This window comes from Ligilactobacillus faecis, assembly GCF_029889745.1.
GTDB classification, from domain to species: Bacteria; Bacillota; Bacilli; order Lactobacillales; family Lactobacillaceae; genus Ligilactobacillus; species Ligilactobacillus faecis.
The window spans coordinates 249,821-271,613 of the sequence record NZ_CP123639.1 but is presented as its reverse complement, the minus strand read 5'-3'; the positions used below and the strand labels follow the sequence as shown (position 1 = coordinate 271,613).

Sequence of the window (21,793 nt, the reverse complement as noted above, 5' to 3'; positions counted from 1 at the left end):
AAAAGGGAATGTCGGGTGTTATAAGTGGTCAGCTGATAGTTTAGTTTGGATCGCTAGTAGTAAGCAAGTGCAAGAAAGGAAAGACTATATGTTTAGACATATAGCGGTGAAAAACAATGGAAAAAGTAAAGAATCTGATCATTGGTTTTGGTAAAGGTGGCAAAACATTGGCAAAGACTTTAGCAGCAAAAGGTGAAGAAGTCGTCGTTGTTGAACGTTCCGATCAGATGTATGGGGGCACATGTATCAACATCGCCTGCTTGCCTTCAAAGCGGTTGATCATCGAGTCGACCAAGGGGACTGAATTCAGTCATGCCGTAGCTGGCAAAAATGAGATGACAGCCTTTTTGCGTGATAAAAACTACCATATGTTGGCAGATGAAGACTCAGTCACTGTTTTAGACGGGGAAGCGCGCTTTGTTTCAGATCATGTTGTTGAAGTGACTAAAGCAGATGGTCAAAAAGTTCAACTTGAAGGTGAACGGATCTTTATCAACACTGGGGCTGAACCAGTCGTTTTACCGATCAAAGGTTTAAAAGAAAGTAAAAATGTCCTTGATTCTACCAAAGCGATGGACGAGACAAAGTTGCCAAAAGAACTTGTGATCTTAGGAGCTGGCTATATTGGGCTTGAATTTGCAGGAATGTTTGCTCGTTACGGTTCAAAAGTCACCGTGTTAGATCTCCATACTGACTTTATCCCTCGTGAAGATAGCGATGTTTCAGAACTTGTCTTTAAAGATATGACTAAAGCAGGGGTCAACTTCGAATTAGGGGTCAACGTCAAAGAAGTCAAAGATGTCTTAGATCACGTCGAAATCAGCTATGAAAAAGATGGAAACGAAGTGACCCTCAAAGCAGATAAGATCTTGGCTGCGACTGGAAGAAAACCGCGCACAGCAAAGCTTGGTCTAGAAAATACAGCTATCAAAGTCGATGAACGCGGAGCGATCGTTGTCGATGACCAGTTGCATACGACAGTTCCAAATGTCTGGGCTTTAGGGGATGTTAAAGGAGGGCTTCAGTTCACGTATATCTCGCTGGATGATTTTCGGATCATCAAAGATGAGCTCTTTGGCACGGGAAAACGGCGGGTAAGTGACCGTGTAGTCGTGCCCTACAGTGTCTTTATTGAACCACCACTCTCAAAAGTTGGGTTGAATGAAAAAGAAGCTAAAGCCAAAGGGATAGAGTATCGTTTGTTCAAGCTCCCTGTCGCAGCCATTCCTAAAGCGCGTGTTTTACAAGAGACACAAGGGATCTTTAAGATCTTAGTGGCTAAAGATAGCGATGCGATCTTAGGGGCAACGATCTATGCAGCTGAATCCCATGAGTTGATCAACTTGCTAGCTTTAGCGATGAAAGCTGAGCTTCCATATACGCTTTTACGTGACCAGATCTACACGCATCCGACGATGAGTGAAGCTTTGAACGATGTTTTAAAATAGAAAGGACCGTGATCTAAATGAAGATTTTTGTTGTTGGTGCTTCAGGACGTGTTGCGACTGAATTGATCAAAGCATTAGTTGAAAATGGCCATGAAGTGACGGCGGCAGCGCGCCATCCTGAAAATGTCAGCTTAAAAGATGATCCCCATGTGACAGCAGTTAAACTAGATCTACATGCAGACGTCGCTGAATTAGCAGAATTGATCGGACACCAAGATGTGGTCTACTTTACTGCTGGTTCACGTGGCAAAGATCTTTTACAAACTGATGCTTTTGGGGCTGTCAAAACGATGCAAGCAGCTCAAAAAAATCAGATCAAACGCTATATCATGTTGAGTTCAGTGCACTCACTTGAACCAAAATTCTGGCATCGACCAGGTTTAGAACAGATCATGAATTATAACGTGGCTAAATTTTTTGCTGATAACTATTTAGTCAACCAGACCGACCTAGACTATACGATCTTACAACCAACTGCTTTGACAGAAGAGCCTGGAACCGAAAAAATCACATTAGGCACAGGAAAAGTCGCTACTAATCCGATCTCTGATGTAGCGAAAACTTTAGCGTTATTGCTTGAATTTGATAATACGAAAAAGAAAGTCATTTCTATGCGAAGTGGCCAAACACCGATCAAAGAGGCTTTAGCTAAAGTGTGATAAAAATAAAAATAAGATCGCACGACCTCTAAAGAGAAGTTGCGATCTTATTTTTTATTTAGTCAAACGCAAAAACTCAATCGCTAGTGCGGGTAACAGTGGGCGGTAAGCTTCTAAAGTTTCGAGTGCTTCAGCTTCACTTGCACTTGGGGCTAAACTGATCTGAGGAGCTACAGCTGTGACGGGCATTTTTAGGCCTTGGAACACAAGGCGCAAAGCAAGTTGGACTTGCGTTCCACCGTGTCCGCCAAAACTGACTAAACAAGCTGGTTTGCCTTGCCATTCTTGGTAAAGATAGTCTAAGGCATTTTTCAAGACGGCAGGATAGCCCCAATTATATTGAGGCACGATGAAGATAAAGCCATCTAGTGCAGCGATCGTTTGGCTCCAAGCTTTAGTCGCCTGTTTTGTATAGATCCCAGTCTGGGGCATTTGGGGCTCATCTAAAAAAGGTAAGGGATGATCTTTTAAGTCGATGACCTCAAAATTTAATTCTGGATGGGAAAGATTAGCGTAAAACCACTCGGCGATCAGGGGACTTTTACGCCCAGGACGCGTGCTTCCGATGATGATCCCGATCTTTTTCATAAAAATGACCTCTTTTCTAACGGTGATAATTATAGGTCAAATTATTTAACAAAACAAGCAAGAGAGAAATTTTCTGTGCATGGTATAATAGTAATCAAAAAGTACGTCAAACAGATAGGAAAAAAGAATGAGCGCAATTATTGAGATCGAAAAACTCAACTTTGCATACGGTGAAGAGCAGGCAAAGAAGGTCTTACATGACGTTGATCTGACGATCGAAGCTGGCCAATGGGTCGCTTTGATCGGACATAATGGCAGTGGCAAGAGCACTTTAGCTAAATTGATCGACGGTCTTTTGACACCACAGTCTGGAACGATCAAAGTTGATGGAAAAATTTTAAATGAAGAAAATATTTGGGATATTCGTGAACAGATCGGAATGGTCTTTCAAAATCCAGATAACCAATTTGTCGGAGCTGATGTTGAAGGGGATGTCGCGTTTGGCCTTGAAAATCGTGGCGTTTTGCGCGAAGAGATGCAAAAGCGCGTCAAAGAGGCGTTAGTAGCTGTCAAAATGGAACGCTTTGCCAAATATGAGCCAGTCCGGCTTTCAGGCGGGCAAAAGCAACGCGTTGCGATCGCAGGTGTCTTAGCGTTACGCCCTAAGATCGTGATCTTTGATGAGTCAACGAGTATGCTTGATCCTGAAGGACGTAGAGAGATCGTTTCTTTGATGAAAAAATTGAATCAAGAAGAGCATTTTACCGTTATCTCGATCACACATGATATCGACGAAGCTGCCTTAGCTGACCGGATCATCGTTTTAGATAATGGTCAGATCATCCAAGATGACACCCCTAAAAATGTGTTTGAACGTGGAAATGAATTGCTGGCGCTAGGATTAGACGTCCCTTATCAAGAACGTTTAAAACACGAGCTTTCACAGTTAGGTATCACAGTTCCAAAAGAATATTTAACAGAAAAGGAAATGGTGGATTGGTTATGGCGATACATCTCGAAAAATTAGGCTATACTTACCAAATAGGAACGCCTCTTGAAAAAAAGGCGCTGGCTGATATCAGTTTTACGCTCGCTGATCAAAGCTTTACCGCTTTAGTCGGACACACTGGAAGTGGTAAATCTACGCTTTTACAACACTTAAACGGCCTTTTACGACCAACGGCAGGCTCTTTAACGATCAATGGCAAAAAGATCACTGCCGAAACAAAAAATAAAGAGCTCGGGGAATTGCGTAGAGAAGTCGGGATCGTGTTTCAGTTTCCAGAAGCACAACTTTTTGAAGAGACGGTTTTAAAAGATATTGCATTTGCCCCGAAAAACTTTGGAAAAACCGAAGAAGAAGCTAACGAGATCGCACGCCAAAAAGCAAAACTCGTTCATCTAGATGAGAGTCTCTTAGAGCGCTCACCATTTGAACTTTCAGGCGGACAGATGCGTCGCGTTGCAATCGCTGGGATCTTAGCGATGTCGCCCAAAGTCTTAGTTTTAGACGAACCGACAGCAGGACTTGATCCAAGTGGACGCGTCGAAATGATGGAGATGTTCAAACGTCTCCACCAAGAAGAAGGGTTAACGATCATTTTAGTGACGCATCAGATGAATGATGTCGCTAATTATGCCGAGCATGTTTTAGTGCTAGAAGAAGGGCATTTGATCGCCGATACAACGCCAAAAGAACTGTTCAAAGATCCAAACTGGCTTTTAGAACATCATTTGAGTTTACCGCAAACGACAGCTTTTGCGACTAAATTGCAAAAAAAAGGCTTTGTTTTTCCAGAACTTCCTTTGACCGAAAAAGAACTTGCGCAAACGTTAGCGCAAAAGTTAAAGGCAGGTGAGTTAGATGGATAAACTTTTATTAGGCCGTTATCTCCAAGGCGATTCGTTGATCCATCGGCTTGATCCGCGGGGAAAATTAGTCTTATGTTTTTACTTTGTCTTGATCATCTTTTTATGTAATAATTGGCAAAGCTATCTTTTATTGACTGGAGCGACATTGATCTTTGTTTTGCTTTCAAAGATCGATTTACGCTATTTTATCAAAGGACTTTTGCCGTTGATCTGGTTGATCTTATTTACCGTTTTACTGCAAGTCTTTTTTACCCGCGGTGGACCTGTTTATTGGCAATGGGGACCATTTTCGTTGACGCAGTTTGGTCTAGTCAATGGCGTCTTTGTTTTTTGTCGTTTTGTGTTGATCATTTTCATTTCAACGTTATTGACTTTGACGACTCCTCCGCTTGCGATCGCCGATGCGACTGAATCGTTATTAAAGCCGCTTAAAAAGCTCAAAGTTCCTGTCTATGAGATCTCGTTGATGCTTTCGATCGCTTTACGTTTTGTGCCGACTTTGATGGATGAAACGACTAAGATCATGAATGCCCAACGTTCGCGCGGAGTCGATTTTAGTGCCGGGAGTTTGAAAGATCGGATCAAAGCTGTGATCCCACTTTTGATCCCGTTATTTGTCAGTGCGCTCTCACGGGCTGAAGAGCTTGCGACGGCGATGGAAGCACGAGGCTATCGTGGAGGCGAAGGGCGGACCAAATATCGTGCGCAAACATGGCATTTACGCGATACCATTGCTTTAGGCGTCTTTTTGGCTTTGACATTAGGTTTATTATTTTTGAGAAATTGAGGAATTTAGTTAGATGACACAACGCTATATGATAACTTTAGCTTATGATGGTACGAATTTTGCGGGGTTTCAAACACAACCAAAGCAACGGACCGTCCAATCTGTCTTAGAAAAAGCGCTCAATAAGATGAGCAAACTTGATGACTATATCACTGTTTATGGTTCAGGTCGCACTGATGCAGGCGTGCACGCTTTAGGGCAAGTGATCCACTTTGATTTTCCCCATGAGATCTCAGCACAAGGGATGTTGCGGGGGTTAAATTCAATGTTGCCACTTGATTGTGAGGTTTTAGAGTGTAAGATCGTCAGTGACGATTTTCATGCGCGGTTTACGACACACGGCAAGCGCTATATGTACCGAGTGAGTCGCTCGTGGTTCACTGATCCATTTAAACGTTTTTACACGGGGCATTATAAATATCCATTAGATATCGAGCGGATCAAAGAAGCCTTGCCAGATGTCGTTGGCACACATGATTTTTCAAGTTTTGTTGCTTCTGGCAGTCAGACAAAAGACCACGTGCGCACGATCTATGAAGCAACTGTGCGTGAAGATCAGGAGCAAAACGAAGTGATCTTTGAATTTTACGGCAATGGATTTTTATACAATCAAGTCCGCATCATGGTCGCCACGCTCCTTGAGATCGGCAACGGTAAACGCCCAGTACATGATTTCTTACGTTTGTATGAAGTCAAAGATCGTAATGAATGCCGGGAAACTGCTCCAGCAAGTGGACTTTATTTAAAAAAAGTCTACTATCCGACAGAAGAATAGAAATTAGGCTTGATTTGAAGTTTTCTTAAAAGTTATAATTGACTATACCTAAAAAAAATCGTAATATAGTATTTGGTATTGTTTGCCCCACAGTAAGCCCCGTTAAACTTATTGTTTGTCAAACATGTATACATTAAATGGAGGAAATAAACGTGCGTACAACATATATTGCAAAACCAGGCGAAGTAGAACGTAAATGGTATGTCGTAGATGCTACAGATGTTCCTTTGGGACGTTTATCCACAGTTGTGGCATCTGTTTTGCGTGGTAAAAACAAACCTACTTTTACACCAAACGTTGATACAGGTGACTTTGTGATCGTCATCAATGCTGATAAAGTTGCTTTGACAGGTCGTAAAGCAACAGATAAGATCTATTACCACCACTCAAACCACCCAGGTGGCTTGAAAGCTCGGACAGCTGGTGACTACCGTGAAAAAGACCCAGAAAAATTGATCGCATTATCTGTTAAAGGTATGCTTCCAAAGGGTACTCTTGGTCGTGCACAAGCTAAGAAGCTTCACGTATACCGTGGTGCAGATCACAAGCATGCTGCTCAAAACCCAGAAGTATTAGACATCACAAACTTAATCTAGGAGGAAACGAATTTGGCACAAGTACAATATCGCGGCACAGGCCGTCGTAAAAACTCAGTTGCACGTGTGATCTTAGTTCCTGGTACAGGTAAGATCACAATGAACGGCAAATCTGCAGAAGAATACATTCCATTTGCAAACTTACGCGAAGTTATGGCTCAACCATTCGTTGCCACAGAAACAAAAGATCAATACGATGTATTGGTAAATGTTCATGGTGGTGGCTTCTCAGGTCAAGCTGGCGCTACACGTCATGGTATCGCACGTGCTTTGCTTGAAGTAGATCCAGACTTCCGTGGCGTCTTGAAACGTGCAGGTCTCTTGACACGTGATGCACGTATGAAAGAACGTAAGAAACCTGGTCTTAAGAAAGCTCGTAAGGCTAGCCAATTCTCAAAACGTTAATATTCTGTTATATCAACGTTTCAAACGCATTGCTCACTTTGGTGGGCAGTGCGTTTTTTTGTTTTGACCTAGATTTTTTAGAAGTCCATAAATTTAGAGAACTTATCGGCAGTTTTTTGAGATAAAATAATAATAAAGAAGTATAGTTTTTTTATAGCACTCAGAATGTGAGCTACATACAAAAGTTCTTGGAAAAGAGATGAAAGATATGCGACCAAATTATCGAATAACCACGCAAATGTTGAACTTGGTTCAGAGAATTTCTGTATTGACAACAGAACTTTCATTTGAAAAACGAGAATTACATTTGCGTAAAGAGAATCGGATCCGTTCGATCCAATCATCACTTGCGATCGAGAATAATAGTTTGACACTAGAACAAGTAACGGGAATTATTGCTGGTGATAGAGTACTTGGACCACCTAAAGATATTCACGAAGTACAAAATGCATATGAAGCTTATGAACGGGTTTTTAAATTAGATCCTTATGATGTTGAGGATTTCTTACTGGCGCATTATTTACTAACAAACGGACTCGTAAAGCATCCAGGAAGATTTCGATCAGGCGATGTTGGGGTTTATGATTCAATCGGAACGGTCGTGCATATCGGAGCTAGACCGCAATTTGTTCCAGAACTGATCCGTGAATTATTTCAATGGGCTAGAGAAAGTCAAATTTCAGACATTGTTAAATCTTGTATCGTTCACTTCGAGTTAGAGATCATTCATCCGTTTGAAGATGGAAACGGACGAATGGGGCGCTTATGGCAAAGTTTGATCTTGAGTAAATGGAACCGCCTTTTTGAATGGGTCCCGATCGAATCGGTTATTTATGAACATCAACAAGGATACTATGATGCCCTGACTATTAGCAACACGACCAATGACTCCACTGCTTTTATCGAATTTATGCTACAAGATATTTTAGAGACTTTGGAAAATTATAAAATAAGAGTGAATAAAGGTACTGTTAGAAATATTGTAACAGATCTAAAACCGCGAGAACTTGAGCTCTACCAAATAATTGAAGCGTATTTGAAAAAAAATCAACAGATCACTAACAGTGATGCTAAAGCGCTCACGGGTCTTAGTGCAGCTACTGCCCGTCGCTACTTAAAGCGCTTTGTAGATCTTGGGTTACTCCAAGTTACGGGGTCGACCCGAGATCGAGTCTATAAACTTAAGTGAAAAAATCCGCTCAAAATCCGCTCGTTTGGTTGAGGAAATAATTCTATCAGTTATCTAAAAATAGTCTAGGAACTTTTGCTAAGATAGCTTGTATAATTAAAGGAAACAAACGAGGGGGATCATGATGTCTGATGAAGAGCTCTTAAAAGCTAAATATCGCCAAGTTGATCAAGCGATGGTCGCAAAAGATACGGCTACGCTTGAAAATTATTAAAACCAGATACAGTCTTAGGCCACATGACGGGCTATGTGCAACCAGTCTCTGAGTGGTTGACTCAGATCGAGACGGGGAGATGACGTACTATTCTTAGCATGAAAAAGCGATCAAAGATCTCAAGATCGAAGGGACTAAAGCAATTCTGATCGGACAAAGTCAGGTCAAGAATCGGATCTGGGGGACAGGCCCAGCAACTTGGTCTTTACAGATCGAGATGTTTTTTGAAAAACAAGCTGCTGACTGTGTGATCGTCAAACAAGTCGCAAGTACTTACTAGAGAATTTTTTAGTTGACTAAAAACGCATCGTTCTAAAAAATGAAAGATGCGTTTTTCCTTTTATTTTTGTAAAGTCAAGTGACCGTCAAGGATCTGATAAACTTTATCAGCAACTTGAGTCAAACGAAGATCATGGGTAACAACGATCACAGTTTTTTGTTGTTTTGTCGCGAGTTCTTTGAGTAATTGGCCAACGACTAAAACGCGTTTACTATCAAGGGCAGCAGTTGGTTCATCGGCTAAGATGATCTTTGGATCAGTATATAAAGCCCGAGCGATCGCAACACGTTGGCTTTGACCGCCAGAAAGTTCGCTAGGGTATTTATTTTGAAGTTCTGCGATCCCAAGTGAGCTTAAAAGCTCTTGCAACTGCTGCTTTGTTAAATTACCACTTTTTTTGACGCGTTTAACGAGTTCGAATTGCTCGGCGACTGTCAAATAGGGGACAAGGGCATGTGATTGGAGGATAAAGCCTAGTTTTTCTAAGCGGAGACGTTCGCGCTCTTTTTCAGTATAAGCCGTGATATTTTTGCCATCGATCCAAACTTCACCGTCTGTTGGGGCTAAGAGATTACCAGCGATCGAAAGAAAAGTACTTTTTCCTGCACCAGAAGGACCTAAGATCAAGATAAATTCGCCTTTTTCAGCAGAAAAAGAAACATCATGTAAAACATGAACTTTGGCGAGACCAGTGCCATAAAACTTATTGACGTGCTCAAATTTAATAATTGCCATTGCCAGACATCCTTTCTTAATTACCCAAAACTTTAGTTGGATCGATCTTGGCGATCGTATTTGCCGAGACAAATGACCCTAAGATCGAGATCAAAAGCAATAAGAGCGCCATCAAGCTCAAAAGCTTCAAGTCGAAAGCCATTGGGACACTTGCAGGGATAAAGAGGGCTGTGAGCCCAGTTAAGAGCGAACCACCACAAAGACCAGCGAGAACTAAGAGGATGGCTTGAGAAACAGTATTTTCGATCAAAACTTTCTTTGAGATCCCTTGTACGCGTAAAACAGCATAGTTTGGAAGTTTTTGGATCGTGATGATGTATAAGAAAACAGCGATCACGATCAAGGAGATGATCATCAAAAAGGCGATCATAAAAGTAAATGTTTTATTTTGAGCTTCATAACCAGGAAGTTGCTCGATCAGCTCTTGTTTAGAATAAGCTTTAAGTTCAGGGGCGAGCGCTTCTTTGGGCGTTTCTTTTGTTAAAAGCGCACTAGCACTGAAGTTAGGTGTGATATTTTTCAAAGCGCTCCAAGCTTCAAGTTGTCCGTAAACGACAGGTGTGACATTTAACATTGCATTTTTAGTAAAGCCTACGATCTGGTAAGGTTTTTCTTGCGAATTGAAATAGATCTTGTCGTTTAGGTGATAACCTTTATTTTCAAAAGAGGAATCGACGATGACTTGATCAGCGCGGGTCGGTTTTTTACCAGCACTTACTTCTAATTCTTGATAAAGAAATTGATCTGGTTTGATCCCAATAAAAGTTGCAGAAACTTGTGGATGAGTTTTTTCTTTGACGACGATATTGGCTTGGCCAAGGAAAGCTATTTTTTTATCAGTTTTGAATGCTTCAGTCTGTTCTTTGGTCAAAAGTGATTGGCGTAAGTTGATATCAGCATCTTTATTTAAGACGATCTTGTTGAAATTCCAGCTATCAATAGCTGAAGTATTTTCTTTTGCAAGCCCTAGAGCTAAACTAGTCAAAACAAAGATCAGATAACTGATCAAAATGACCATTGCGATGATCAGAGAATAGCGCAGTTTTTCATGTTTGATCTCTTTTACGGCTAAATACATTAAATAGACTTCCTTTCTGAAAGTAACGCTAGACTTTGTTCGAGGCGAAGAAGATAGTCTTCTTGGGAAGTAGGGTCGGCCAAAGCTTCGCGGATCGTTTGGTGACATAAAGTCATTGCGGCCCAGATTTTAGTTGGCTGTAAAGGTTTATTTTCTTTTACAGCTAAAGGCTTTTCATTGACTGTCAAATGTAGGCGTAGAAATTCAAAGTAAGGGCTAACTGTTGCTTTAGTAATAAATTCACGAGTAGCGTGTTCCATTTCTGATAAAGTCATTTTCCGAGAAAAAGGGGCATGCACATCAAGGAGCGCTTGCTGATATAAATAAGCGTAGGCATCGTTTAGATCAGTAAAATATTTATAAAAAGCACCGCGAGCGATCTGAGCTTCTTTGACGATCGGAGCGACTTTTGCTTCTTTGAGTGGATGTGCAGTAAATTCGTGTAAAAGAGCAGTCAAGATCCGCTCTTTTTTAGTAGCAGAGAGATTTTTAAAAGTCTGTGAGACCATAGAGATAACACCTTCATTTCTGTTGTTGTTTTAACCATAACACCAAAAGTGACACTGTGTCAACATAGGCTGAAATAAAAACTGCCTATTAGAGGCAGTTGGCAAGTTAGATCCCAAAAGTTCCGCCATGGACTTTGACGACATTTGAAGCGATGATGAAAGCATCAGGATCGATATCGTGAACAGCTGCTAGTAGTGGACCATAACTTTGATTATCAATGACTGCCATCAATAATTCTTTTTCATTAGCTGAGTAGCCCCCACGAACATTAAAGATCGTCATCGCGTGATCTTCTGACTCTAACATTTGTTTGATCTCAGGTAATTTTGTTTGACTCATTACTTGGACTTGATATTTGTGGTCAAGTCCAGCTTCGGTATAGCGCATAACAAGCGAAGTAATGACTAACGAAAAGGAAGCCATGAAAAAAGCGTTTAGACCAGAAACAAAAATATTAAAAAACGTTACGAGCATATCGATCGCTAAAAGCGAAAAGGCTGGGTTCAAATGAAAGTATTTTTTAAAGATCATCGGTGGCACTGTGGTCCCGCCACTAGAAGCATTGATCCGATATAGGGCAGCGACTCCTAAAGCAAAAACAGCGCCCCCCACGATGACTGCCAAAAGATCGTCAGTTATGATCTTTTGGCTCGGTGTAAGATACATTAAAAGTGGTAAACTAAAGCTACCGACGATAATATTTTTAACGGTTTTTTTGTCTAAAAAGATCCAGGCTAAAAGGATCATGAGTAGGTTGACGATCAAGACTGTCAAAGAACGTTCGATCCCAAAAGCAGCATCGACTAAGATCGCGATCCCAGTGGCTCCCCCAGCAGCAATATTGATCGGTGCGTAAAAATAATTGACTGAGATCGCGATCAGTTCTAAAGCTACAAAGAAGACGATCCAGTAAAACCAAGGTGTTTGTACGAGTCGTTTTTTCATTTTTTATCCCCCTGTAAAGTTTATCTTACTTAATAGTGTAACAAGGAGTGCTGTCTGCCGTAAACTAAGTAAAAAAGTGAACTTGATTTTTTCAAAAAAAAATCTTCTAGTACTTGAGAAAAGCACATAGAAGACCATGGTGATCAAGCTCAATAAACGAATTTACGAGCGTTTTTCTTTTAAGAGGTCACGGATCTCAGTCAAAAGTTCGACTTCAACATCTGGGACTTCTTCTTCTTTTTCTTTCTTAGGTAAAACAGAGTTGACTGCTTTGATGATCAAAAAGACAACAAAAGCAATGATCAAAAATTCGATCACAGAATTCAAAAAGCTTCCGATCCTAAAAGTTGCTTCACCAACCGTGAATTTTAAATTAGAAAGATCGATCTTACCAAGGAAAAGTCCTAAAAATGGATTGATCAAATATTTAACAAGTGCAGTTACGATCGAGGTAAATGCTCCACCGATGATAACACCGACTGCAAGATCGAGGACGCTTCCGCGAGAAATAAATTCCTTAAATTCTTTTAACATGATTCTCACCTCCTTATATGTTTTTTTATAGTATTTATTTTAGCTAAAATAAATGAATAACACAAGTTTGACAACTTAGGTTCAAATATAGTCTTAAAACAATAATAATAAAATTTGCTAGGACACAAAACTTGAATCTAGATACTATATTAATGTAAAATTAGAATATTAAACTAACTACCAATGAGAAGCGGATGTGGATCATGGTGAAAATATAGAGAAAGGATAAGCTATTAGAACTTTTTAGATGCTTAGACGCTAATGAGTGTTTTACATCAAGCTAATAGTCGTAGATCAAAATGGGATATGTAGATGAAATTTTAACACGTGTCGAACGGCAGTATCCAGAACAAGCAGAATTCAAACAAGCGGTCACAGAGGTTTTAGAATCATTGCGCCCTGTTATCGAACGAGATGAGGCCCATTATCGTAAAGAAGCTTTGTTAGAACGTTTGACGACACCTGATCGTCAGTTGCTTTTCCGCGTTGCATGGGTCGATGATGAGGGGCAAACGCAAGTCAATAACGCATATCGGGTCCAATTCAATAATGCGATCGGACCTTATAAAGGTGGTTTGCGGTTGCATCCTTCAGTTAACTTAAGTATCATCAAGTTTTTAGGCTTTGAGCAGATCTTTAAAAATGCTTTGACTGGTCTACCGATCGGGGGCGGAAAAGGTGGCTGTGATTTTGATCCAAAAGGACGCTCGGATCGTGAGATCATGGCATTTTGTCAAAGTTTCATGACTGAATTAGCACGCTATATCGGAGCTGATATCGATGTTCCAGCTGGTGATATCGGTACTGGTGCGCGTGAGATCGGATATCTTTTTGGTCAATACAAACGCCTAAAAGGAACGTATGAAGGTGTGCTAACTGGTAAAGGACTTGCTTTTGGTGGCTCATTAGTACGGACAGAAGCAACTGGTTATGGGTTATTATATTTAGTTGATGAATTAGTCAAAGATCATGGCAGTTCATTAGCAGGCAAAACGCTCACTGTTTCAGGGGCAGGAAATGTTGCGATCTATGCGATCAAAAAAGCTCAAGCTTTAGGTGCCAAAGTTGTGACTTGCTCAGATTCAAGTGGTTGGGTCTATGATGAAGCGGGGATCGATGTTGAATTATTACAAGAAGTAAAAGAAGTCAAACGCGCTCGTTTGACTGAATATGTTGCTAAGCGACCAAGTGCTACATATCATGAAGGGCGTGGGGTCTGGAGCGTAAAAACTGACATTGCACTTCCATGTGCGACGCAAAATGAATTGACTTTAGCTGATGCTAAACAACTAGTCGCAAATGGAGTCTATGCCGTTGCAGAAGGCGCTAATATGCCGACAACGCTGGAAGCGACAAAATACTTGCAAGAGCAAGGCGTATTATTTGTACCTGGAAAGGCAGCCAATGCAGGTGGAGTAGCTGTTTCAGCACTTGAAATGAGTCAAAATTCAGAGCGGTTGAGTTGGAGTTTTGAAAAAACTGATGAAGAATTGAAACAGATCATGCAAAATATTTACTATAATATTAAAGAAGCAGCTTTAGAGTATGATCGGCCAGATGATTTTGTGTTAGGCGCAAATATTGCAGGCTTTAAAAAAGTTGCACAAGCGATGGAAGCACAAGGTGTATATTAAAAACTTACCTATATATAGGTAGAAAAAGGGTCAAGATCTTTTTGGCCCTTTTTTTATTGTAGCTCAAGCTAGCACTAGGACCAATTAATTGTTACACTAAAATTAACGAAGATATTGGGGTGGAAAAATGAAAAAATTACGAATAAGGCGTAGAACTGCGATCTATGTAACAAGTATTCTTGGTGTCGTTTTAGTGAGCGTTTTGTTATACCTTTTCTTTTTAGAGCATTCCGCACAATTTATGCAATTTTTTGATCCAGATAAAGATAAGTTACTGTTGATGCGAACTTTCCGCGATAGAAGTCCTAAAGATGCGCTTCTCTTGATCTTGTTGACAGCATTGACTTCAGCGGTACCAGCCCTCTCGAGTTCTGTTATTTGTATTTTTAATGGTGTTTGCTTTGGGCCATTTTTAGGATTACTGCTCAACATTACGGGGAATACTTTAGGCAATTCACTAGTTGCTGGCTTTTTTAGAAAATTTAGCGATGAGCGTGAACCAGACCATAAACATAAGCGACCAAATCGTTTATTTGAGCGACTTGCGCATTTTAAAAATAAGATGCTGGCTTTGATCTTAGGCTATATGATCCCGATCATTCCCTCATCTTTAGTTAACTATTTTGGTGCTAAATCGAAGATAAGTTCTAAAAAGCAACTACTATGTATCATCATTGGAGTCATACCAACATCGTTTCTTTATGCTTATGGAGGCGAAGCGATCTTTAATGGAAATGTCGTACGTTTAGGGGTAAGTATTTTATGTGTGGTTGTCTTAGGGGCAGCGGGGATCGAATTTTACCGCAAACATCGACATGAAAAAAAGTGAGAATAACGTAGTGGTCAAATGACCATTACGTTATTTTTATTTTTAAAGCTTAAGCGAACGCTTGTTCTTTTGGGTGTTACACTATTTCATGAATGTAACAAAAACGAGTAAAAAATGCGGAAAATGACCTTTTTTTGCTATTTTATTCTAGAAAAAAATTTTTTTTTGAAATTCTTGCGAAAAATTTCAGCGCAGAAGCGAAAAAAAACTGTTTTTTTGTCATAAAAGAGGAAAGAGTGCTGCTTTCCGATATAACGCGTTTAGTGTTTGCTAAAGAATATGCTTGAGCCGAGTTATATTACTAAATATTACGTTATGTTACAAAAATTACAAAAAATCTATTTTGAGTAAAATAAATGGTACTTCAATGTCACATTACATCCGTATACTATTCATTGTTAGCTCGCAAGGGGCTAAAGCAAGTATTACTTGAAAATAGATTAAGAAATTAAATTAGATAAGAAAAATGAACAGAAATTTACAGGAGTGAATATTATTTATGAAGTTAAATAAAGTTTTATTGTCAGCCGCGACGGTCTTAGGTTTCTCAGCAGCAACAGCAGCAGCAGCTAATGCTGATTCAGTTACAGTTTCAGCAGGTGATACTCTTTCACACATTGCAGCTCGCCACAACACAACAGTTGATGCTCTTCAAAAATTAAACAACTTAGAAAATATCAACTTGATCTTCCCAGGGCAAACGATCGAAGTCGGCGAAAATGGTGAAGCTCAAACGCAACCAGTAGCAACGACAGCCACAGCAGTTGCACAACCATCTGCGCAAGAAGTAGCAGCACAACAAGCAGCGCAAGCGCAAGCAGCACAACAAGCAGCAGCTCAAGCCCAAGCAGCAGCGCAACAAGCAGCCCAAGCTCAAGCGCAAGTAGCCGCCCAACAAGCAGCAGCCCAAGCGCAAGCAGCGCAACAAGCAGCGATCCAAGCTCAAGCAGCCCAACAAGTGGCGCAAGCTCAAGCGCAACAAGCAGTTCAAGCCCAAGCAGCTACCCAAAATGCTTCAGCTACAACATCTTTGAGCAATGATGAAGATGAAGCACGTGCATGGATCGCTAACAAAGAATCTGGTGGTTCTTACACAGTTTCTAACGGGCAATACATTGGTAAATATCAATTATCTGCTTCATATTTAAATGGTGATTACTCAGCTGAAAACCAAGAACGTGTTGCTAACAACTACGTAACATCACGCTATGGCTCATGGTCAAATGCTAAGCAACATTGGTTACAAAAGGGCTGGTACTAAAATTAAATCAGTTAACGGTCAAAAGAGAGATGCGAAAGTAGCTCTCTTTTTTTGTGTAATTAAAGGAATTTTAATGAAAAAAAGTGAATTAAAGTATTATAATCATTGATGGATAAACTTTTTAGTGGATCTGAAGGAAGCAACGGTCAATGGAAATATAGAATAATATCTTTTTTGATGGCATAACACCTATGAGAAAGAAAAAATATGGAGTGGGACTTATGTCATGAATGATCCTAAAAGATCAGTGCTGCTAATTCATTAAGGTTATGAAGCTAAATTTGAAGCGACTCTATAAACGTATCAAGGATTACCAAAGAAAATCAGCTAGAAAACGTGTTGTGAATAAAGGGTTATTAAGAAAAATAGCCGAGAGTCAAGTTATAACGTGATAGAAGATCTAGATGTCAAGAAAATACAAATGGTACATGTACTTCTAAAAAGCTGCAATGTTATGCTAAGTGTGGTGCGATCACGGATCGAGATAAAAATGCAGTAGCTGATCTTTTAGCTTTATTAAATCAGAAAATATGACGGGGTGGTCACACCCTAAACTAACAGAGCTAGTCAATGTCACATTTCCCGCTTATTAGAATATGGGAACCTTAGCGTTGACGGTAGTAAATAAAACTAGGAAAGGAAAAGCTATATTTCTTTCTGATTATGTGGGGCTTAGACATTTTGTTCTACATAATCCCATATTTTATGTAGCCGGGATCAAGATGCGGCTCTCAACGATTTTGATCATTTTGTTACTTTGTTTATTTGGATTATTGATGATCATCAGTGCTTATAATATGCGTGAGCGCAGTTCTTTTATAATGAAGCTCATCTTAATGATCATTGGGATCTTTTGCTTGTTTGTAGGGAGCTATCTCTTAGTGCGGGTCGTACTTTTAGGGTGAAAGATCAAAAGGTTTGGTGGTTGTTTTAAACTGTGGTAGGGTAAAGAGGGGATCAACATTATATTAGTTGACCGTACTGACTCATACTCTAGCACTTGTGAGAAAGATAAAATGTGAAGCAAAGCGTCTAAAGTAGGAGTGCTAGCTCAAAAGTTGAGCGTTTGAGCAACTGAGCTTAGAATATGTTTAAAACTAAGAAAGGAACGCTATATTTCTTCCTCACAGAGTTTTCAAAGTAGCTTGATTCACATTTTATATAGCAAAAAGAGCGATGGAAAAAGAATTTGATCGAAAAAGTTTAGCTAAGTTTGATGGTCGTGATGGTCGGCCAGCTTATGTAGCAGTTGATGGGATCGTTTATGATGTCACCAATATCTCAGCTTGGAAAGACGGGACCCACCATGGTAATCATGCCGGGCAAGATCTAAGTGAAGCGATCAAGCATGCTCCCCACGAGAAAAGTGTTTTAGCAAAGTTAACTAAAGTAGGAAAATTGATCGACTGATCTATAAAAAAAGGAGCTCACTAGCGCGAGCTCCTTTTTTATAGATCAATTTGCCCAATCACCTTGCCGAAAGACAGGGATCTTAGTGCCGTCAGCTTTGATCCCATCGATGTTCATTGTGTTTGAGCCGACCATAAAGTCAACGTGCGTCTGGCTGATGTTTAGCCCATGTTTGCGTAGTTCGTCTGGTGTCATATCTGTTCCACCTTGGATACTAAATGGATAGGCTGAGCCTAAAGCAAAGTGATTGCTTGCATTTTCGTCAAAGAGTGTATTGTAAAATATGATCTTTGAGCGTGAGATCGGTGAAGGATCGGGGACAAGCGCAACTTCGCCCAAAGAACGCGCGCCGGCATCAGTTTCTAAAAGGTGCTCTAAGATCTCGACATGGTCTTTTGCTTGGACATCAACGACTTGGCCATCTTTAAAAGTAAAGCGAATATCTTCCAAAATATGGCCTGCATAACTCAATGGTTTAGTCGAAGTGACATAACCATCGATATGGCGGCTATCAGCTGCGGTAAAAACTTCTTCAGTAGGCATGTTAGCTAAAAATTTGATTTTTTCTTGGCTAACACTTCCAGCAGCTTCCCAATGATGATCTTTAGGAAGGCCAACTATAAGATCTGTTTTAGGCGAAGTGTAGTGTAAAGCGACAAATTGCTCTTGATTGAGCCAAGCTGCTCTTTTTTGGAGGGCTTGCTCATGTTCTTGCCAAGCGCTCAGAGGATCTTTTGTGTCGATCCGACATGTTTTAAAGATCTCTTCCCAGAGACGGTCAACTGCTTTTTGAGGAGCAAGCTCAGGAAAGACTTTTTTGGCCCATGCTTCGTCGGCTGCAGCAACGACTGTCCAAGTCAAGTCGTTATTTTGCGTAGCTTGGCGAACTTGTTGTAAAGCCTTGCCACGGCTACTTTGGTAAGTAGCGATCCTTTCAGGTAAAAGTCCATTTAAGGCATCTGGATCTTCAGAGATAACGGAGATCCGGGCTGCTTTTTTAGCAACGATATAATCAGCTTCGGCAATTTGATACTTCGGTGTTGTTTCTAAACGTTTAAGAGGTGCATGCTGTAAAAATTGGCGTGTCAAATACTCATCGTTCCATTTGACGAGCACTTCGCTAGCACCAGCAGCGTAAGCTTCAGCAACGATCAGATGGGCTAATTTCTGTTGGGTCACTGAGATGTATAAAATGGCAGTTTGTCCAGGTTGGATATTGACACCCATTTTAACGATCAAATGCGCATAGCGGGCTAATTTTTCTTCGAAATTTGGTAGAGTCATATTTTTGATGCTATGTGTGAGCTAAATGTGATCCAGACACATAGCCCCCCCTTCTAAAGGTTTGCTTTACCACTAGCTCGAAGTTGGATCGAGGTAAACTTTTCTTGTACTATCATAGCATAAGATCGGAAGTTTGTTATAATAGACCTAAATTGATCTTTAGAAAGGAAAAAGTATCGTCTGTAGGCGATATTGAGATTCTCATGCAAAAAATCAAAGTAATGACTGTTTTTGGAACGCGACCAGAAGCGATCAAGATGGCACCACTTATTTTAGAACTACAAAAAAGACAGGCTGAATTTGAAACGATCGTGACTGTAACGGCCCAACACCGTGAGATGTTAGATCAAGCTTTAGCGATCTTTAAGATCACACCTGACTATGATCTAGATATCATGAAAAAGGATCAGTCGATCACTGAGATCACCGCAAATGTTTTGGATAAATTAGATCAAGTCATCAAAAAAGAAAGACCAGATATCATCTTGGTCCATGGCGATACGACTACAACGTTTGCTGCTAGTTTAGCTGCTTTTTATAATCAGATCGCGATCGGTCACGTTGAAGCTGGTTTGCGAACTTGGAATAAGTATTCCCCTTATCCAGAAGAGATGAATCGTCAGATGACCGATGTCTTGACCGATCTTTACTTTGCACCAACAGAGCAAAGTAAAAAAAATCTTTTGGCAGAAAACCATCCACAAGAGAAGATCTATGTGACAGGAAATACAGCGATCGATGCTTTAAAACAGACGGTAACTGACGATTATCAACATGCGATCTTGGAGCAGATCGCGCCTGAGCAAAAGCTTATTTTAGTGACGATGCATCGCCGAGAAAATCAAGGCGCACCAATGCGCGAAGTTTTTTTAGCTTTACGTGATGTTGTTTTGACGCATTCTGACGTTGAGATCGTTTATCCAGTTCATTTGAGCCCGACTGTCCAAAAAATCGCACATGAAGTTTTAGATGGGATCAAACGAGTTCATTTGATCGATCCGCTCGATGTCGTTGATTTTCATAATTTAGCAGCCCGAAGCTATTTTATTATGAGTGATTCAGGTGGTGTTCAAGAAGAAGCACCATCTTTAGGCAAGCCAGTCTTAGTTTTAAGAGATACGACAGAACGACCAGAAGGGCTTCAAGCTGGGACTTTGAAATTAGTTGGTACTAAACAAGCTATCGTAAAAAAAGAGATGTTAGCTTTACTCGAAGATAAAGAGCTTTACCAAGCGATGGCGACAGCTAAAAATCCTTATGGAGATGGAAAAGCTAGTCAACGGATCATCGCAGCGATCGAGTATTATTTTGGCAAACGCACTGCTCGTCCTAGTGATCTAAAATAAAAAAGGCTTCCTCTAAGGGCAATGTCATTAAGTTAAGAGAGCTTGTATCAAATTTCAATTTAGAAATTTGATACAAGCTCTCTTTTTTGACATCTATGACGTTAATAGAGATTATTAATGTACGGAGGTGAGCATTATGAATATAGCACAACTGAAAAAGTTATTTTTAACTACCCTTGACTCGATCGACCAAGAAAAAGAAAAATATGTTGTCGATCCCAAACGTGATTTTATACGTCAGAGAAAACTTGTTTTTAAAGACACGCTACTTTATATTCTATCAATGGGTGGCGGGACTATTCTAAGTGAATTATCACAACTAACAGGAGGTATACCGGAACTCACTGTTTCAGCTTTTACACAACAAAGATATAAAGTAAAAGCTGAGGCGTTTAAAAAATTCTTCCATCTGTTTTCCGATCGATTATCACAAAACACTCAAAGTCAAATCAGGATCCTAGCTATCGATGGCTCTAGTATTCATATCCCAACTGATCCAACTGATAAAAGCTCTTATTTTCCATCTCCAAATGGTCGCAAAGCTTATAATTTACTTCACCTTAACGCACTCTTTGACTTAGACAAACAAATTTATACAGATGTGATCGTCCAAAAAGGTATGGATAATGAGCGCAATGCCTTGAATAAAATGATCGCTCGTTCTAAAATCCCTAAGGCGCTCATTATTGGCGATAGAGGATATGAATCTTATAATACCTTAGCGCACATCCAAGAAAAAGGTTGGTCTTTCTTGATCAGAGTACGAAACAACAATGGCGTGATCAGTGGAATAGCACTTCCAGATGAACGCCAATTCGATAAACATTTCACACTAAAATTAACACGTAAACAAACTAGAGAAACTAAGGAATTATTTAGAGAACGTAATTCTTATAGATTTATACCGGCCAATGTGACCTTCGATTTTTTATCACAAAAAACCAAGAAAGCTGACCCAACTGAATTTTATTCACTTGAATTTAGAATAGTACGTTTTTCTGTATCCGAAGACAAGGATGTGACTGTAGTAACTAATCTAAATCAAAGTTCATATCCAGCTTGGAAACTAAAAAAGCTTTACCATTTACGTTGGGGGATAGAAACAGCATTCAGGACATTGAAACATACCTTGGGATTATTGAACTTTCACGCTAAAAAAATAGTGGGGATCCTTCAAGAGATCTACGCTAAACTTATAGTGTACAATTTCACCCAAATGATCATAGATCATGTATCACTCCAAGAAAAGGCTCGATCATATCAATATAAAGTTAATTTTACAGTCGCTGTGAGACTGTGTAGATCTTTTATTAGAGGAAAATCCCCACCAAAACGGTTAGAATCCTATATTTCTAAAAATATTCTTCCAATCAGGAATGGTCGGCATTATAAAAGATCATCCAGCAGAAGAAAAGCATCAGGATTCAACTACAGAATAACATAAAAGAACGTGCTGATAAAAAAATTTGATTAA

Annotated in this window: 23 protein-coding genes; 16 read left to right on the top strand and 7 right to left on the bottom strand. The window is 40.0% G+C overall.

Annotated features, from left to right (window positions below; all coding sequences use genetic code 11):
• The first annotated feature begins 116 nt into the window (after positions 1 to 116).
• Positions 117 to 1,448 (top strand): FAD-dependent oxidoreductase, encoded by a 1,332-nt coding sequence (locus QFX10_RS01390; protein WP_280606466.1) that lies wholly within the window; start codon positions 117 to 119, stop codon positions 1,446 to 1,448.
• A 17-nt stretch (positions 1,449 to 1,465) separates the two neighbouring features.
• On the top strand, positions 1,466 to 2,107 hold the full coding sequence (locus QFX10_RS01385; RefSeq protein ID WP_280606465.1) for an SDR family oxidoreductase: 642 nt from the start codon (positions 1,466 to 1,468) through the stop codon (positions 2,105 to 2,107).
• A 54-nt stretch (positions 2,108 to 2,161) separates the two neighbouring features.
• Here the strand turns inward: QFX10_RS01385 and QFX10_RS01380 are convergent, their stop codons facing one another.
• Positions 2,162 to 2,695: an NADPH-dependent FMN reductase gene (locus tag QFX10_RS01380; RefSeq protein ID WP_280606464.1), complete on the bottom strand. Its 534-nt coding sequence runs from the start codon at positions 2,693 to 2,695 to the stop codon at positions 2,162 to 2,164.
• Positions 2,696 to 2,822: 127 nt separating this feature from the next.
• Here QFX10_RS01380 and QFX10_RS01375 point away from each other — a divergent pair, with 127 nt between their 5' ends.
• The 7 genes from QFX10_RS01375 to QFX10_RS01345 all read left to right on the top strand — a co-directional run bounded on the left by QFX10_RS01375 (position 2,823) and on the right by QFX10_RS01345 (position 8,259).
• Positions 2,823 to 3,662: an energy-coupling factor ABC transporter ATP-binding protein gene (locus QFX10_RS01375; RefSeq protein ID WP_280606463.1), complete on the top strand. Its 840-nt coding sequence runs from the start codon at positions 2,823 to 2,825 to the stop codon at positions 3,660 to 3,662.
• Positions 3,638 to 4,507: an energy-coupling factor ABC transporter ATP-binding protein gene (locus QFX10_RS01370; protein ID WP_280606462.1), complete on the top strand. Its 870-nt coding sequence runs from the start codon at positions 3,638 to 3,640 to the stop codon at positions 4,505 to 4,507. The genes QFX10_RS01375 and QFX10_RS01370 overlap by 25 nt, the downstream gene beginning before the upstream one ends.
• Positions 4,500 to 5,294 (top strand): energy-coupling factor transporter transmembrane component T family protein, encoded by a 795-nt coding sequence (locus QFX10_RS01365; protein ID WP_280606461.1) that lies wholly within the window; start codon positions 4,500 to 4,502, stop codon positions 5,292 to 5,294. The genes QFX10_RS01370 and QFX10_RS01365 overlap by 8 nt, the downstream gene beginning before the upstream one ends.
• 13 nt (positions 5,295 to 5,307) lie before the next feature.
• Positions 5,308 to 6,069: a tRNA pseudouridine(38-40) synthase TruA gene (gene truA / locus QFX10_RS01360; RefSeq protein ID WP_280606460.1), complete on the top strand. Its 762-nt coding sequence runs from the start codon at positions 5,308 to 5,310 to the stop codon at positions 6,067 to 6,069.
• Between the two features lie 152 nt (positions 6,070 to 6,221).
• A complete protein-coding gene (rplM, locus tag QFX10_RS01355; protein ID WP_280606459.1) occupies positions 6,222 to 6,665 on the top strand; it encodes a 50S ribosomal protein L13 in 444 nt (147 codons plus the stop codon).
• Between the two features lie 12 nt (positions 6,666 to 6,677).
• Positions 6,678 to 7,070 (top strand): 30S ribosomal protein S9, encoded by a 393-nt coding sequence (gene rpsI, locus QFX10_RS01350; RefSeq protein ID WP_280606458.1) that lies wholly within the window; start codon positions 6,678 to 6,680, stop codon positions 7,068 to 7,070.
• Positions 7,071 to 7,278: 208 nt separating this feature from the next.
• On the top strand, positions 7,279 to 8,259 hold the full coding sequence (locus QFX10_RS01345) for a Fic family protein (protein WP_280606457.1): 981 nt from the start codon (positions 7,279 to 7,281) through the stop codon (positions 8,257 to 8,259).
• Positions 8,260 to 8,813: 554 nt separating this feature from the next.
• Here the strand turns inward: QFX10_RS01345 and QFX10_RS01340 are convergent.
• The 5 genes from QFX10_RS01340 to mscL all read right to left on the bottom strand — a co-directional run bounded on the left by QFX10_RS01340 (position 8,814) and on the right by mscL (position 12,555).
• Positions 8,814 to 9,488 (bottom strand): ABC transporter ATP-binding protein, encoded by a 675-nt coding sequence (locus tag QFX10_RS01340; RefSeq protein ID WP_280606456.1) that lies wholly within the window; start codon positions 9,486 to 9,488, stop codon positions 8,814 to 8,816.
• 16 nt (positions 9,489 to 9,504) lie between these two features.
• Positions 9,505 to 10,566 carry an FtsX-like permease family protein gene (locus QFX10_RS01335; RefSeq protein ID WP_280606455.1) on the bottom strand — a complete coding sequence of 354 codons (1,062 nt, stop codon included), beginning with the start codon at positions 10,564 to 10,566 and terminating at the stop codon, positions 9,505 to 9,507.
• Positions 10,566 to 11,075 carry a TetR/AcrR family transcriptional regulator gene (locus QFX10_RS01330; RefSeq protein WP_280606454.1) on the bottom strand — a complete coding sequence of 170 codons (510 nt, stop codon included), beginning with the start codon at positions 11,073 to 11,075 and terminating at the stop codon, positions 10,566 to 10,568. The genes QFX10_RS01335 and QFX10_RS01330 overlap by 1 nt, the downstream gene beginning before the upstream one ends.
• A 106-nt stretch (positions 11,076 to 11,181) precedes the next feature.
• Positions 11,182 to 12,021: a YitT family protein gene (locus tag QFX10_RS01325; protein WP_280606453.1), complete on the bottom strand. Its 840-nt coding sequence runs from the start codon at positions 12,019 to 12,021 to the stop codon at positions 11,182 to 11,184.
• Between the two features lie 162 nt (positions 12,022 to 12,183).
• Positions 12,184 to 12,555 carry a large-conductance mechanosensitive channel protein MscL gene (gene mscL / locus QFX10_RS01320; RefSeq protein WP_280606452.1) on the bottom strand — a complete coding sequence of 124 codons (372 nt, stop codon included), beginning with the start codon at positions 12,553 to 12,555 and terminating at the stop codon, positions 12,184 to 12,186.
• A 299-nt stretch (positions 12,556 to 12,854) separates the two neighbouring features.
• On the opposite strand from mscL, the gene gdhA reads away from it, so the two are divergent.
• The 5 genes from gdhA to QFX10_RS01295 all read left to right on the top strand — a co-directional run bounded on the left by gdhA (position 12,855) and on the right by QFX10_RS01295 (position 17,689).
• Complete coding sequence (gdhA, locus tag QFX10_RS01315) at positions 12,855 to 14,189, top strand: NADP-specific glutamate dehydrogenase (protein WP_280606451.1); 1,335 nt, start codon at positions 12,855 to 12,857, stop codon at positions 14,187 to 14,189.
• A 127-nt stretch (positions 14,190 to 14,316) separates the two neighbouring features.
• Positions 14,317 to 15,018, top strand: coding sequence for a TVP38/TMEM64 family protein (locus QFX10_RS01310; RefSeq protein ID WP_280606450.1), 702 nt, complete (start codon positions 14,317 to 14,319; stop codon positions 15,016 to 15,018).
• A gap of 499 nt (positions 15,019 to 15,517) precedes the next feature.
• Positions 15,518 to 16,279, top strand: coding sequence for an aggregation-promoting factor (gene apf, locus QFX10_RS01305; protein ID WP_280606449.1), 762 nt, complete (start codon positions 15,518 to 15,520; stop codon positions 16,277 to 16,279).
• Between the two features lie 722 nt (positions 16,280 to 17,001).
• Positions 17,002 to 17,184, top strand: a complete 183-nt coding sequence (locus QFX10_RS01300; protein ID WP_280606448.1) for a hypothetical protein — start codon at positions 17,002 to 17,004, stop codon at positions 17,182 to 17,184.
• 271 nt (positions 17,185 to 17,455) lie between these two features.
• The gene (locus QFX10_RS01295; protein ID WP_280606447.1) at positions 17,456 to 17,689 is read left to right on the top strand and encodes a cytochrome b5 domain-containing protein; all 234 of its coding nucleotides are present in this window, start codon (positions 17,456 to 17,458) and stop codon (positions 17,687 to 17,689) included.
• A 45-nt stretch (positions 17,690 to 17,734) separates the two neighbouring features.
• On the opposite strand, the gene QFX10_RS01290 is transcribed toward QFX10_RS01295, so the two are convergent.
• Positions 17,735 to 18,973 carry an aminopeptidase gene (locus QFX10_RS01290; protein WP_280606446.1) on the bottom strand — a complete coding sequence of 413 codons (1,239 nt, stop codon included), beginning with the start codon at positions 18,971 to 18,973 and terminating at the stop codon, positions 17,735 to 17,737.
• A 203-nt stretch (positions 18,974 to 19,176) separates the two neighbouring features.
• Here QFX10_RS01290 and wecB point away from each other — a divergent pair, with 203 nt between their 5' ends.
• A complete protein-coding gene (gene wecB, locus QFX10_RS01285; protein ID WP_280606445.1) occupies positions 19,177 to 20,319 on the top strand; it encodes a non-hydrolyzing UDP-N-acetylglucosamine 2-epimerase in 1,143 nt (380 codons plus the stop codon).
• Between the two features lie 136 nt (positions 20,320 to 20,455).
• Positions 20,456 to 21,763: an IS4 family transposase gene (locus QFX10_RS01280; protein WP_280605492.1), complete on the top strand. Its 1,308-nt coding sequence runs from the start codon at positions 20,456 to 20,458 to the stop codon at positions 21,761 to 21,763.
• Positions 21,764 to 21,793: the final 30 nt, after the last annotated feature.